Origin of the sequence: Rossellomorea sp. KS-H15a, assembly GCF_024195245.1 — a bacterium.
In the GTDB taxonomy this organism is placed as follows: Bacteria; Bacillota; Bacilli; order Bacillales; family Bacillaceae_B; genus Rossellomorea; species Rossellomorea vietnamensis.
The window spans coordinates 3,863,837-3,877,594 of record NZ_CP096886.1; the positions used below are offsets into that span (position 1 = coordinate 3,863,837).

Annotated in this window: 13 protein-coding genes; all 13 read right to left on the reverse strand. The window is 45.1% G+C overall.

Annotated elements, in window-relative coordinates; translation table 11 throughout:
* Positions 1-121: 121 nt before the first annotated feature.
* Positions 122-1,213 carry a S1C family serine protease gene (locus M1J35_RS19865; protein ID WP_254652082.1) on the reverse strand — a complete coding sequence of 364 codons (1,092 nt, stop codon included), beginning with the start codon at positions 1,211-1,213 and terminating at the stop codon, positions 122-124.
* A gap of 499 nt (positions 1,214-1,712) precedes the next feature.
* The gene (locus M1J35_RS19870) at positions 1,713-3,662 is read right to left on the reverse strand and encodes an ABC transporter ATP-binding protein/permease (protein WP_254652083.1); all 1,950 of its coding nucleotides are present in this window, start codon (positions 3,660-3,662) and stop codon (positions 1,713-1,715) included.
* Positions 3,663-3,680: 18 nt separating this feature from the next.
* Positions 3,681-5,126, reverse strand: a complete 1,446-nt coding sequence (locus tag M1J35_RS19875; protein ID WP_254652084.1) for an MDR family MFS transporter — start codon at positions 5,124-5,126, stop codon at positions 3,681-3,683.
* Positions 5,127-5,134: 8 nt separating this feature from the next.
* Positions 5,135-6,388 carry a glycosyltransferase gene (locus M1J35_RS19880; RefSeq protein WP_254652085.1) on the reverse strand — a complete coding sequence of 418 codons (1,254 nt, stop codon included), beginning with the start codon at positions 6,386-6,388 and terminating at the stop codon, positions 5,135-5,137.
* A 130-nt stretch (positions 6,389-6,518) separates the two neighbouring features.
* Positions 6,519-6,956 (reverse strand): MarR family winged helix-turn-helix transcriptional regulator, encoded by a 438-nt coding sequence (locus M1J35_RS19885; RefSeq protein WP_159362523.1) that lies wholly within the window; start codon positions 6,954-6,956, stop codon positions 6,519-6,521.
* A 150-nt stretch (positions 6,957-7,106) separates the two neighbouring features.
* A complete protein-coding gene (locus tag M1J35_RS19890; protein ID WP_254652086.1) occupies positions 7,107-7,250 on the reverse strand; it encodes a hypothetical protein in 144 nt (47 codons plus the stop codon).
* A gap of 48 nt (positions 7,251-7,298) precedes the next feature.
* Positions 7,299-8,810, reverse strand: coding sequence for an FAD-dependent monooxygenase (locus M1J35_RS19895; RefSeq protein ID WP_254652087.1), 1,512 nt, complete (start codon positions 8,808-8,810; stop codon positions 7,299-7,301).
* Between the two features lie 506 nt (positions 8,811-9,316).
* The gene (locus M1J35_RS19900) at positions 9,317-9,763 is read right to left on the reverse strand and encodes a hypothetical protein (protein WP_224522270.1); all 447 of its coding nucleotides are present in this window, start codon (positions 9,761-9,763) and stop codon (positions 9,317-9,319) included.
* Positions 9,764-9,890: 127 nt separating this feature from the next.
* Positions 9,891-10,163 (reverse strand): hypothetical protein, encoded by a 273-nt coding sequence (locus tag M1J35_RS19905; protein ID WP_254652088.1) that lies wholly within the window; start codon positions 10,161-10,163, stop codon positions 9,891-9,893.
* Between the two features lie 3 nt (positions 10,164-10,166).
* Positions 10,167-11,645 carry a PH domain-containing protein gene (locus tag M1J35_RS19910; protein ID WP_254652089.1) on the reverse strand — a complete coding sequence of 493 codons (1,479 nt, stop codon included), beginning with the start codon at positions 11,643-11,645 and terminating at the stop codon, positions 10,167-10,169.
* Positions 11,642-12,124: a PH domain-containing protein gene (locus tag M1J35_RS19915; protein ID WP_254652090.1), complete on the reverse strand. Its 483-nt coding sequence runs from the start codon at positions 12,122-12,124 to the stop codon at positions 11,642-11,644. The genes M1J35_RS19910 and M1J35_RS19915 overlap by 4 nt, the downstream gene beginning before the upstream one ends.
* Positions 12,125-12,135: 11 nt before the next feature.
* On the reverse strand, positions 12,136-13,062 hold the full coding sequence (locus tag M1J35_RS19920; RefSeq protein WP_034756392.1) for an ABC transporter ATP-binding protein: 927 nt from the start codon (positions 13,060-13,062) through the stop codon (positions 12,136-12,138).
* Positions 13,062-13,748 carry an ABC transporter permease subunit gene (locus tag M1J35_RS19925; RefSeq protein ID WP_079533339.1) on the reverse strand — a complete coding sequence of 229 codons (687 nt, stop codon included), beginning with the start codon at positions 13,746-13,748 and terminating at the stop codon, positions 13,062-13,064. Before M1J35_RS19925 ends, M1J35_RS19920 begins: the two co-directional genes overlap by 1 nt.
* Positions 13,749-13,758: the final 10 nt, after the last annotated feature.

A 13,758-nucleotide genomic window follows, 5' to 3' on the forward strand; every position in this document is an offset into this window, starting at 1 on the left:
GCGAGCTGGGTTATCAACAGAGTAGAATTTATCACTTAAAGTTATCAGGAAAATAATAAAAAGGGGCAGTCCCCAAAGTAGCACTACATACTACCTGGAACTGACCCTTTTACCATAAGCTCTATTCCTCTTGTTCAATCAGTGTTAAAGTCGTGCTCATCTTTTCTCCCCCCCGATAGTAAGTCACTTCAATCTTTGATCCTACTTCTTTTTCATTGTATAAATATTTTCTCAGGTCACTGACCTTTTCCACTTTTTCACCATCGATCATGGTAATGACGTCATATTGCTGGAGACCAGCTTCTTCAGCAGGTGAACCCGGATCCGCTTGTCTCACAACGATTCCTTCCTTCACTTCTTCCGGAAGATCGAGAGGTGTATCATAGTATTGCGACGGAATTTCGGATAACGAAACAGGAACAATGCCGATGTAAGGACGTTTCACTTCCCCAAACTCCTTTAGATCTTTCAGGACCGGAATGGCGATGTCCACCGGGATGGCAAAGCCAATTCCCTCTACGTTCTCCATGGCAATTTTGGAAGAATTGATCCCGATCAATTCTCCATCTAAATTAATTAGGGCACCACCAGAGTTTCCTGGATTAATGGAAGCATCGGTTTGAATGACTTCAGACTGCCAGTCTACTACTCCATCCTTGTTCACATCCACGGGCATAGAACGGTCGGCGGCACTTATAACACCTGCCGTTACGGTACCTGCCAGGAATCCTAAAGGATTTCCGATGGCGATGGCACGTTGACCAGGCTTCAGGCTGGAGGATTTCCCTATTTCAATCACATGCTTCACTTTCTCTGAGTCCACTTCAAGAACGGCCAGGTCCAAGAGAGCATCTGATCCCAGTAATTTAGCAGGAATCTTAGAACCATCATTCAACGTGACTTCCAGCTGACTGGCTCCTTCCACCACATGGTGATTGGTGACAACGTAAGCTTTACCGCCTTGTTTTTCATAAACCACCCCTGAACCAGAGCCAGCTGGCCTTGGATCAGACCCTTCAAACATGTTACCACCTTCGAATTTCACAACGCTGACAACCGATGAACGGCTCTCCTTCACCGCTTCTGCGATGGATTGACTGTCGTCATTCCCTTCTGCGCTGGCCTTAACTGCCTTCGGTTGAGATGAGGCCCCTTCAGAACCATTCATTTCAGAACCGATTGGAAAATTAAAACCTTCCACAACGAGAAACATGACCAACACACCTAATATGAAGGACACAACCCCAGTTCTAAGAGGCGTAATCTTTTTCTTCCTATCCTTTTTTTGATCTTTTGATTCTTCCACCAATTATCAACCCTTTCTATTAGTCTTCTACCTTCCTCTAAACTAGGAAAATAGGATATAGTTCTTCTTTACCCCATTTTGGAGAAGATAAAAGTAAAAAACATTTAGGTTGTCTAAAGGATGGAAAAGGAACATGGACATTGTCGGTAACTGTTTGATCAATCTATCGATGAATGGCGTATAATGACTACAGCAAAACTAAATTTGGGATTAACTGATGCTCTAACAAGTGGTCCAGTATATACGTTCTCTTACCAGATTACTTGTCGATCTGTATTAGAGCTGGGCTAATCTTCTATTATCTCTTACTTATGGGTATAGGTGCCCTTCACAAAAAAGAGCCCAGCAATGCATGGACTCTTTTTGACCTATCTACCCGAAATCACTCCCAGAGGGGATAGTTCCCTTATTCATATCTCAGTGATTCCATTGGATCCAGCTTTGATGCCTTGGCAGCGGGCATTAAAGCAGCAAGGATGCTAATGATTACGCTGATGATAATGCCTGTCAGCATATTTCCCGCGCTGATCTGGATCAACTTCGCTTCGAATGCCTGCTGCATGACATTATTGCCTAGAACTCCGATGCCACTAGCAATGAGTACACCGATCACTCCGCTTGCAAGTCCAAGCAGAGCTGCTTCAGAGAAGAAGATGCGTTTGATGTCTTTTCTTCTGGCCCCCACCGCTCGTAGTATGCCAATTTCCTTTGTTCTTTCCACCACACTGATATACAACACGACAATAATCATTATGGCAGATACAAGCAGGGAAATTCCCGCTATGCCTGCAAGGACATTTGTGGCGATATTTAAATAATTTGTCACCTGGTTCAGGATGTTCCCGACTCCGGTACCGGTGAATCCGGCATCCTTGAGGTCGGTCTCAACCATATCCACGTATTTCTCACTTTCCACCGTCACATTCAGTTGGGTAGCCTTTAAAGTGATGTCATCCTGTTTGTACATGTTTTCCAATGTTCGATAGGAGGTATAGGCAAGATCCTGATTCATACTGCCTTTGATGATTCCTGACACCTTCATTTCTTCCTTAAGGACGACTGGTCTGTTCTGATTATCCGTTGTGTTGATGTAGACTTCCACCTTTTCACCGACCAGATCTTCCGGGGAATCTATCGCCTTTTCTGCAGCCGTTTCAGAAAGCAATACTTCTTGATCTTCAGGCAGGTCTCCTGCTATCAGGTCTTCTCCCGTCACGGATTGATTCATCGTTTGGTACTGAACGATATTCACCGAAGTGTCCTTATAGAGAACGGAGCTTCCCATGGTTAACGTATAGACCTTCTCCACATTCTTCACATGTTCAATGTTCTTCACTTGATCAATATCCTTCTGTTCCAGAGTCACTGTCTCCTGTACTGGATTTGGAAGGGGGCTTGAGCCGGCATTGGATTGATCTTCAGGGGATTTCGTCACTTGAATAAGGTTCGGGTTTACATTTGCATTTATTTCTTTATTGATATAGTCGGTCACCCCTGTACCAAGCCCCAACATAAGAATGACACTTAAAATCCCGATTGCCCCGCCAAAAGAGACTAGAAGATTCCGTTTCAGATTCAAACGAATATTGTTAAAAGCCATCTTTATCGCTGCTGCAAACTTCAAATTCTTCGTTCTCACCTTTTGCCCTGACGGTTTCCTATCATAAGTCTCCCTGACCGACTCATCTTTAATGATGGTTCCGTCGTCCATCGTAATGATCCTGGTTCCATAGTCGGCCACCTTTTGAGAATGGGTAACAGTAATAACAAGCTTCCCTTGTGCAGCAATTTGATCCAGCAGCTGCATGATCTGTTCGCTGTTTTTCTTATCCAGCGCCCCTGTCGGCTCATCCGCCAAGATAATATCCGGGTCATTGGAAAGAGCACGGGCAATGGCTACCCTCTGTTTCTGACCTCCTGAGAGTTGATTCGGTTTCTTATGGAGATGGTCGCCCAAACCAAGTTCAGTCAATGTCTTCTTCGCTTTTTGTTCTCTTTCAGAAGTCTTCATATCGGTCATCTGCATTGTCATCACCACGTTCTCAAGGACCGACAAATGGCTGATCAGATTAAAACTCTGGAAGATAAAGCCGATTTTCAGCTTACGGTAGGCATCAAGCTCGCTTTCACTCATCTCTTGAAGGCTTTTCCCATCCACCTTCACTTCACCTTCGTACTCACGGTCCATGCCACCGATGATGTTCATCAAGGTGGACTTCCCACTCCCGGACTCCCCCAGGATGGATACAAACTCTCCCTTATTGAAAGCCACATTTACATCATGCAATACTTGAATTCTGTCTTTCTTACCAAGCTTATAATATTTATTAACGTTACTGATCTTAATATCATTCATACACTCTTCCTCCTACTTTTAATATGCTTCGCTTACATTCTTTTCCGTTTGGTCTGCTGTTTCTCTATTTAAGAAGAGGGATAGAACCAATGCACCAATGGCAAGGATTGTAGCAAAGAGAAATGCTTGGTTATATCCGTGAATCATGGCCAACTCCCCTAGCCCATTGGTCCCCTTTCCCTGTACATCTGTGTAACTCTGTGAAGACATGGTCATCACCGTAATCAATATAGCGGTTCCAATCGAACCCGATACCTGCTGGAACGTATTCGCCAGTGCCGATCCATGGGCACTCCATTGAACAGGAATCTGATTCAGGCCACTCGTCATGACCGGCATCATCGCTAAAGATAAGCCGAACATCCGAAGGCAATAAACCGAAGAGAGATAGATAATCGACGTCTCCATGGACAAATTCGTCATGAGGAAAGAGGTCACGACGACAATCAGAAGTCCCGGAACCGCCAGTTTCTTTGCTCCCCAGCGGTCGAAGAGGATTCCGGTTACAGGGGACATGATTCCCATAACAATCGCCCCCGGTAATAGCATTAACCCGGACTGGAGCGGGCTGAACCCTCGTACATTCTGCATATATAAAGGAAGCAATGTTTCTGCGCCGATCATGGACACGATCACGACCATGGTAATGACAAGCGACAATGTAAATCTCTTATAACGAAAGACTCTAAATTGAAGTAACGGTTGTTCCAGTCTGAGCTGCCTCCAGATGAACACCCCAAGTGTTAAGAAGCCAAATAGGATGAAGAGAAGGACACTTGGACTGGACCAACCTTTTTCCCCGGCTATGCTAAATCCATAGAGCAAGCCCCCAAACCCCAGAGAAGAGAGGACGATCGACAGAATATCGATTTTTGGCCGGGTCAGTTTTGTCACATTCTTCACATAAATCATCGCCAGCATCATCACCACCGCCACAATGGGCACTACGATCAAGAACAATGCTCTCCACGAGAAATATTCCAGTAGTAACCCAGACAACGTGGGACCAATCGCCGGGCCAAAGGAGATGACGATTCCAGCCCAGCCCATCATCCTTCCCCTTCTGTCTTTCGGAACAATGGTCAGAATGATCGTCATAATTAAAGGAAGCATAATGCCTGAACCTGCGGCCTGCACCACTCTTCCAAGCAATAACATGGAAAAGCTTTGGGAGAGTGCAGCCACTATTGTCCCAAGACCAAATAATCCGATTGCAGAAAGGAATAACGCCCTGGTCGAGAACCTCTCAGTGAGATAGGCCGAAACGGGTATCATCACACCATTGGTCAGTAAGAAAGCCGTTGTCAGCCACTGAACCTTGTTTTCATTCAACCCAAAATCATTCATAATCGATGGCAACGCCGTAGACAATAACGTTTCATTTAGAATCCCCATGAAAGCCCCAAGCAGCATGACCGTAAACATTGGGCCGAAACGGAGCTCCTTGCGATTTAGTTCTGACATATTGATCCCTACCCTTTCAGAAAATGTTGGATATAACGGGCCGTATCTCTGGCACCATGTTCTTGTTGCACCTGTTTCCCCAATTCTTGGGCAGCCTCTTTCACAGGGGAAGATTGAATATGACCGATCGCTTTGGATAGATTATCCACCGTCAGTTTCTTCCTTGGAATAGGGGTGGAACCCACTCCTAATTCTTCTGTCCGTTTTCCCCAGGCGAACTGATCATTTCCGTGCGGGATGACGACACTCGGAACACCTGAACGGAATGCAGTTGCAGTCGTACCCGCTCCTCCATGGTGAATGACCCCGGAAACTTTCGGGAAGAGCCATGTGTGAGGAATACTTTCGATAAAGAACATATCTTCATATTCATCCTTGTCATCGACGTGATTCCACCCCATGCCAATAATCCCCCTCTTTCCGGATTTTCTAAGAGCTTCTACGACTAATTTGGTTGTATCTTCCGGGGATTCATCGTAGATGCTCCCGAATCCCACATAGACAGGTTCATCCCCTTTCTCCAGGAATTCAACCAGATCCGCCGGCGGGCTCCATTCACCTAGATCCTCATCCAGAAACCAGTACCCAAAGGACTTCATCTGTCCTTCTGGCTGCGGAAAGACATGCGGACTAATCGACATGATAGACGTATGATTGTTTGTCTCCGCCTTACCGAATGGGTTGTTGAAATGGGGTGGAAGCTTCCCAAATCGTTCCTTCCAGAATGTGACGATAGGAGGCTTGACGGTAAGCCAAAATCCCTTTTCAAACAACTTGTGGGTCAGCAGATTGGCCGTCTTCCCCCATCTCAACTGATAAAAGATCAAGGCAGGGTACTCCCTGGTAGGTGCCATAGGAAAAGGGGAGGCAAGGATCGCCGGTACACCGAAATGCTCACCTGCAAATTCCCCGATGGCTGCTCCTGGATGATAGATGATGGCATCCGCTCCTTCGCAAGCCTCGAACAGATCCCTTTGCATGCCCAGTTGTTTATCTTTTATATACGGTTTCATCTTCTGAAAGCTCGTAAAAAATTTAATGGGATTGTCTGACTCAATTGAACTCTTGGACATTTCCCTCGAAATCTTGGCAATGTCTCCCTTGATGGGATGGAAGTGCAATCCATGATCTTCTACTAACTTCCCATAATTCTCAAACGCAGCAAGTTTGACTTCATAACCAAGACTCTTTAATTCCTTTCCAAGGGCAATGTAAGGTTGGGTATCCCCTCTTGTACCTGTTGTTAAGATTGAAATTTTCATGTTTACACACTCCTAAGGTCAATTAGTTTCTTTCATTTTATTTAGTTAGTTTAACTTACCTTTTACTCTATTATATTAGTTAGACTAACTTACTTTATGTTGAAACAGAGCTCTTCCCCTGTTCCTATGATCATTGAGTGTTCTTTTCGTAGAATCCCTTGATCAGCTTTTCCATTGTTCTCTTGAATTGCTCCGTCTCCTCGGCGGTAAGAAGGTGTTCGATAAATGAGACATAATCCTCCAAGGCCTGCTGATTCAAACGCATGAATGTCAGGCTTGATTCAGTTAATGTCACATGATAGATCCGTTTGTCTTCCGTGGATTGTGTTTTCTTCGCATAACCGAGAGAAACCAGCTTGTTAATCCCCGCCGTGGCTGAAGCCTTCGTAATATTGAGGGAATCCGCAATCTCACTGATCGTCGGATTTCCAAGTTTTCCGATGGCTTGTATATATTGAATTTGATTCACACTTAAATTCGAAACACCTGCAGTTTCAATTGTTTCTTGTACTAACTTCTTGAATGAGGTGTCGAGTGTGACGATGAATTCACGAAGGATTTGTTCCAAAGTAGCAACACCCACCTTTAATTTAGTTTGACAAACTAAATATAATGCATGGTTTGAATTTTGTCAAATGAAATTGTGGAGGCTAAATTATATCCATTATACGATTATAAATTCATTCACCGGAACTTCCTATCTCTGACATTGGCCATCTCAGACCCCTCCCAGATTGACTTCAGGCTGGAATCGACCTCTGTTTCCACGAACATTCAGAAGCTTTTCTGCATACAAAGGATGCCTGAAGACCCGAACGATCTTTCGAAAAAGAAAAATCGTCCGGATATCCCACAGGGTCATGCCTCAATCCTAGTCCTCTTCACTCACGCAGTATCAATTCGTAAGGTCTTACTTAAATCGGAGCGAATAAGATTGAAGATAATTCTTTAGGCTATTGAGATCTTGGTCTTGATTGGTGTAAGCAATGTAGCCATCTGGTCTGATCAGATAGATAGCATTTTCCATTAGACCTTTTTCTTCCATAGGTGATTCCCAAGGGAAGACGTGCAATTCGGCTCCAGATTCTTCCTTGAATTTCCCTAACTGTTCTGAAGCTTTCCCATAAATGTGGATTTGCCATTCACAAGAGGTAAGCGGATCATAATTATCCATAGGACCATTCTGGTAATAAGGAAGCCGGTCACCACCGGTAATCTTACCTGAAGTCCCTTTACTCAAGCGACTATCGTGATAATGAATTCTCGTTTGTGATATCACTTTGAATGCGGCCTTCCTGGTAGTCGAGAATCCGAGGAGGAATGGAGCAATATAAGGCATGATGACCGTTCGAATCACTTTACTTTTGAAGGTTTCTCCCACAATGTTCTGAAATGCTTTATCGGTTGTATCCACAAGGGTCCTTGCAAAAGTGATTCTTTCTGTTTCATAAGTATCCAAGATATCAGGATGTGCCTTTTCCTTAAGCACCTCTGCCAGTTTCCATGACAGATTTACTGCATCCCCAATCCCCGTGTTCATTCCCTGTCCTCCTGCAGGACTGTGTAAGTGCCCTGCATCCCCTGCAATAAAGACCCTTCCCTTTCGAAAATGATCACTTACACGATGATGAACTTTATAGGTTGAGAACCAGTTTTCTTTTTTCACATCCAACCCGACCTTTTCTTTTACAAAACCGCTGATGGATGAGAACGTAATATGTTCTGCTTGAGCGAGCTTCTCAGGAATGATCCCGATCACCCTGACCATCCCGGAACTTCTTACAGGCATGTAGGCACAAAAGCCCTCTGCGTCCAGATAAAGGTTCATAGAAGCATCATGTAGTGTTTCTGCTTCCACATCAGCTACATAAAAGAGCTTATCATATGTTCCACCGGAAAAACCCAGGCCCAGGGTTTTACGAACAGGACTGTGAGCACCATCGCATCCGCAAAGATAAGCGGTACGGAGGGATGTTTCATGTCCATCCTTTGAAAGGACGGCTTCAACATAATCCCCTTTATCTTCAAACGAAAGAAGCTCCGTATTCCACTCAATCTCTATTCCAGCCCGCTTTAACTTTTCACCGAGAAACTGTTCATGATCATCTTGTGGATAGCTAAGCATATACGGGTATGGACTCAAGTCCTCTCCTAAATCCTTAAAGGTCAAGTGGGCTTTTTCTCTGGAACCTTCACGAATATGAAGGGATTCCAGTTTAATCCCTAACTCTGATATCTCATCGCCAAACCCAAGCTGGCGATAGAACTCCATCGTTCTTGCATGGAGCACCAGTGCTCTGGAGGCTTCCCCATGACCGCTGTTTTTGTCTATAATGCGGAAAGAAACATTGTGTTTCAACAACCTTAGAGCCATGACCAGACCAGTCGGACCAGCTCCTACTATCAGAATATCCGGGTTCATTATGATTCCTCCCTTAATTTGAACTGCTTATTATGGTTAAAACTATCACACCGGTCGGACTTTCCCTTACACCCTTCATGATCGTCCAAGCTAAAATCAACAATCCTTTTCTTCACACTGTCTAAATGCTTGTCTTTACTTAAAGTATTTCCAACTTATTGAAATACATCATTGTATACTTTTTTTAAAAATATTTATCCTTTCGTACATTTAAACCATAATAAAAAAGTGAGTAATCACTCACTAAAAATTTTAGCATAGATATTTCATGGTCGCAACTGATTGAAGACCAACCTACTATTTTATTAAATATATCTGTAATAAATGGAAATCTGGGACCACACCTACAAAGGGCGATTAATTATGAAGCTAAACAACTGTTAAATTTAATGCATTAACCTGCCCTTCAATCAATTAACTTCATAGGAAAAAGCGTTGATCCTTTTTAGATCAACGCTTCCTTTCATTTATCTATTTATTATTGGATTACGCCTGGTATGGACCGTTTACTCACTCATATCTTCTTCCATATCCTTTTCATTCAAGTGATCCTCGACCTCCTGCATGGTTTTGAAGCTTGAAACGTCTGTTACTTCAAGACCATCCGTTTCAACTGCGACAAACCCGTCTGAGGATTGGAGGATTTGTGCTTTAATTTCTTCATTCCCGGTCAAGTTGTACTTTTTAACGAGGGTGGTTTCTCCTTTTTCCTCCATTGCTGTCAATTCAGCAGAATAGGAATCAAGATCCATCCCCTTTTGAATTCGTTCCTGCAGCTTTTCACTGCTGAACAGGTCTGCTGTGGGCTCCTCCATTTCCTGGGTATCCTGCTGATCATTCATTTCTGCCGTATCATTTGAAGTGTTTTCTTCGGGTTCGGCCTCGTCAGAACCGCACGCTCCCAGGATCGAGAGGGCGAAAAAAAGATTTCCTGCTATCAGTAGTTTTTTCATGTCGTTCTCCTTTCTTGGGTTTCTACGATACTAGCTCTCATTTATTCATTATCCTCTCAGGGTTTTTGTTAAACATTGGAACATTCTCCATCAACAGAAAAAAGACAGCCTTGATCTGGCTGTCTTCTCATCCTTCATTGCCTGAACCGAACTCTTTCCATAGTTCTTCTAAAATCCCCTTATCCGTTAGCAGTTCATATTCCGTCAGCGCAAGTGCCTTTGCCCCGATCACCAGGGCACGGTCACCCTCGGTGGATTTCACCGATTCCCTGAATTCGTTCGTGTGGATGACAAAGGAATTCAGTGCCAATTTTGTTGTAGGGATGGATGGTCGACCACCCGGCTGACGTTTCCGTTGATGGATGAACCGAGTCCCTTCCCCTTGTACACCCTGTTCCACCTGTCACACCTTCCGTCCCAAATACCAACGATAAAACTCTTCCCCCACAGAAAAAGGAATATCCCTGATATCCTCGACCCGGATCGGTTTGGCCCGATTGATGGTCGATATGGATGCGGCTCCGATCAGTTTCTGCAGCCGAGACTGGCTCACTTCGACTTCAATCACTTTTTCCCGCTTCGTATAGAAAATCGACGATTCAAAGAAGCCTTTTTTGAATTGGACAAAGTTGTCGCGCAGGAGATAGCCGGTGTGAAGGAAATTGAGCCATCTCCACACCAAGATCGCAATCAGCAGGGAGATCGATACGTAGATCCAGGAGGCGGCTATCCCAAAGACCGCCGGCTTGAACCAAAAGAGTGCCCCTGTAGCGATGACCCAGATCCAGCTGGGCTGGATCATTCGGATCGCCAGTGATTTTAACGGCAGCGGGTTCATCTTCTTCTCCACCTGATAGCCTGGCAGAAGTTCCTCTACCAATTCATACGCGAGGTCGGTCGGGAGAAATGGATAGAGCGACTTAATATCAGGGCTGTCTTCTGAAATCACACCTTGCCCGATACTGATCAGCTCGACCTCGGTCATGCCGAACATCCGCTTAATCAAGGACTGCTTCAACTCCACTGCTTGCACTCTTTCCTTTAAAATCGAGAAACTCTGCAGCTCGATGACGCCGTTTGTGATGTAGATCCGGTCCTTGTCGGAGGAAAGCTCGTACGCTCCATATTTCAGATACGTCCGGACCACCCCCAGGACGGCGGATACAATCAGAAGCCCTGCCAATACGATGATGAAGGTCAGCGGAGACTGGGCAATCCAAGAAAAGATGCCCTTTGCCTCTTCGTCCACATTCCAGATGTCACTGATATTCGAGTAAAAAGAGAACAGCAACGGAACCAGGAAGAGAAAGCCCAGCGAAATGAAAGACGCTTTGATGGTATCCTTTTTTGTCGGCCGGAAGTGCAAGGTCCTTTCGCTCGGTAGAACGGGGGCAGCATCCTGCCCTTCCTCTGTTTCCTCAAGGACAGCTTCCTTTTCTTCCTTGTTCGCTGCCAGCTCCTCCAGCTTTTCCGCTTCCTGGAGAGTCAAAGCCTCAAACGTAACGGATGCATCTTCCCCTGCCGCCGCCGTATCGAAATGGAGGGCCGTCAAGCCGAACAGCCGGTGAATGACCGATACGTGGCGATTCACATTTTGAATCTTTGAAAAAGCTATCGTTTGTTCTGATTTGAACAAAATTCCTTTATTCAGATAGAATGCCTTTTTATCATAAGCGTAAGTCTCAAACAACCACTTCAATGGAATCGCCAGAAGGGAAATTCCGATGACGGCCAGCAATCCCCACCTCGCATAATAGACGATGGTCGAGTCGGACCCTGCCTTGATGACAAATAGAAATAGTAAGAAGAAGAAAGAACCGCGGACCAAGCCCCAGAGCTTGAGGACCATCATGAGTGGATGATAGCGCTTTGGGGAACTCATTGTTCCACTTCCTTGACCTTGGCAAAATGAGCGATGGTGTCCCTGATTTCAATGGCCAATTCCTCTGACAAGGCGGGTATCTCGTGAGTAGATCCCATCGTTTCGATCCCGATGGAACGCAGCCCGAATTTACGGAGCAGCGGTCCTTGTGAAGTCGACACCGCCTGGATTTTCGTCATCGGCACGAGGTGATGCTGTTCCTGCCAGAAACCCGATTTCAATTGTAAAAATTCTTCATCAAAATCAAACCGCCAGCTTCTGTACAGAAATCCGGGCTGAAAAAACGACCAAATGAAATCGATGACGGAATAGACAGCCAGTGCGATCAGGATCCAGCCTATCCACTCTGTCCATTGGAACCGGTGATCAAGGTAAAACAGCATTCCAAGGACGGCAAACCCGACAACACATGAAATGATGTTACTGGCCAGCCAGACCTGGACAACCTTTTTTGCTAATTTTTTCTGTGGCATTTCCATACTTCTTTCTCCTAACCGTGATGTGTATTTTGTTGTTCATCGAGGAAGATTTCCTCCAGGGATGGTTCCTCAACCTCCACCCGATAGACATCCACCTTGCACTCATTGCAGGCCCGGATGATTTCCGCAATCTTCTTCTCCTGTTCGACAGTGATGTGTATATACCCATCCTGAATCTCCACGTCTTCCCCCGCACCTTCAAGCCATTGTGTTAACCGACCTTCTTCTGTTGCCGGGATGTTTCCGTGCTTTATTTTCACAACGATCCTGGATTGATAGAAGGATCTGAGTTCATCCATCGAGCCTATTTTTACGATCTGCCCCTCTTTCATGATGGCGATCCGGGAGCAGAGCTTTTCCACTTCATCTAAATTGTGTGACGTCATGAACAACGTTTTTCCCTTTTGGTGCAGTTCGCGGATCAAGGTATGTATGTGAACGACCGATTCTGCATCCAGTCCGGAGGTAGGCTCATCCAGGAAGATCAATTCGGGATCATGGATGATGGCTTGGGCAATGCCAAGCTTCTTTTTCATCCCGAACGAATATTTTGCTACCTTTTTAGCGGCATCGGTTTCCAGTCCCACCTTTTTCAGGACTTCCAGGCACCTTTCAGTCGATGCTTTTTTCCCCGACACCTCTGATAAAAATTTTAAATAACTGATCCCGGTCATGGCGCCGTCAAAGCTTGTATAGTCGGGCATGACCCCAATTCGTTTTTTGACGTCATCCGTGACTCCAGCCGTCCCCAGCAGGGAGAACGAACCCCCGCTCGGATGGATGATCCCTGTCAGCGTATTGATGAAGGTTGATTTTCCTGCTCCGTTCCTTCCGAGGAACCCAAAGATTTCCCCTTTATGGACAGACAGATCAATTCCTTTTACGACCTTCACTCTTCCATACGATTTAACAAGTTGTTTCGTTTCAATCGCAGCCATCAGCACTCTCTCCTTTTAAATACAAGATGGGATAGTATGAACATGACAGCGGCCAGCGGCAAGATCAACAAGAACATATAATCCTCTTCCAAGTAATAGAATGGGGTTAGAAATTTCAGCCAGCTCACATAGGAATTGCTGGTGAATGATAACCACAGACTTACAATCGGAAACGCCAGGCCAATGACAATGCTGAGAAACATTGTGAATGCCGGCTTCGGGATCAAAGTTGACAATAGGATGGTCAGCGCAATTTGATAGATCAATAAACTCATCGTCTGAAAAAAACTGAGAGGGTCCATGGTCCCTGTCATGAAAAAGATGATCAGGTAAGATACAGCGACACATACCAGCCAAAACAGCACAATGCCGGAAAATTTTCCGAGCAAGATCGACAGCCTCGATGTCCTTGTAACCAGAAACCGTATCGTCCGGTCATGGGTTTCCCTGTTCATCGCATCATGTGACAGCCCCATCACAAATAGCTGCCCCAGGAAAAGCAGCAGGATCAATAACCCCGCATATTCAATCTTATCGGAATCCTCAGTTGAGAACTCTTCCAGCGAGAGCAACAGATTTGAAAACTTAGCAGAATAGTAGGACGTTGCAACCAAAATCATAATGATGATCATCGACTTGATTCCTTTAAATAGTTTTAGAAATTCTCTCTTTCCAATGGCAAACATACCTTATCTC

Excerpts from the sequence above, each read along its gene's own strand:
- M1J35_RS19910 (WP_254652089.1), bottom strand. The coding sequence starts at position 11,645 with ATGAGTTCCCCAAAGCGCTATCATCCACTCATGATGGTCCTCAAGCTC.
- M1J35_RS19915 (WP_254652090.1), bottom strand. The coding sequence starts at position 12,124 with ATGGAAATGCCACAGAAAAAATTAGCAAAAAAGGTTGTCCAGGTCTGG.
- M1J35_RS19925 (WP_079533339.1), bottom strand. The coding sequence starts at position 13,748 with ATGTTTGCCATTGGAAAGAGAGAATTTCTAAAACTATTTAAAGGAATC.
- M1J35_RS19890 (WP_254652086.1), bottom strand. The coding sequence starts at position 7,250 with ATGACCCTGTGGGATATCCGGACGATTTTTCTTTTTCGAAAGATCGTT.
- M1J35_RS19900 (WP_224522270.1), bottom strand. The coding sequence starts at position 9,763 with ATGAAAAAACTACTGATAGCAGGAAATCTTTTTTTCGCCCTCTCGATC.
- M1J35_RS19880 (WP_254652085.1), bottom strand. The coding sequence starts at position 6,388 with ATGAAAATTTCAATCTTAACAACAGGTACAAGAGGGGATACCCAACCT.
- M1J35_RS19875 (WP_254652084.1), bottom strand. The coding sequence starts at position 5,126 with ATGTCAGAACTAAATCGCAAGGAGCTCCGTTTCGGCCCAATGTTTACG.
- M1J35_RS19895 (WP_254652087.1), bottom strand. The coding sequence starts at position 8,810 with ATGAACCCGGATATTCTGATAGTAGGAGCTGGTCCGACTGGTCTGGTC.
- M1J35_RS19920 (WP_034756392.1), bottom strand. The coding sequence starts at position 13,062 with ATGGCTGCGATTGAAACGAAACAACTTGTTAAATCGTATGGAAGAGTG.
- M1J35_RS19870 (WP_254652083.1), bottom strand. The coding sequence starts at position 3,662 with ATGAATGATATTAAGATCAGTAACGTTAATAAATATTATAAGCTTGGT.
- M1J35_RS19865 (WP_254652082.1), bottom strand. The coding sequence starts at position 1,213 with ATGTTTCTCGTTGTGGAAGGTTTTAATTTTCCAATCGGTTCTGAAATG.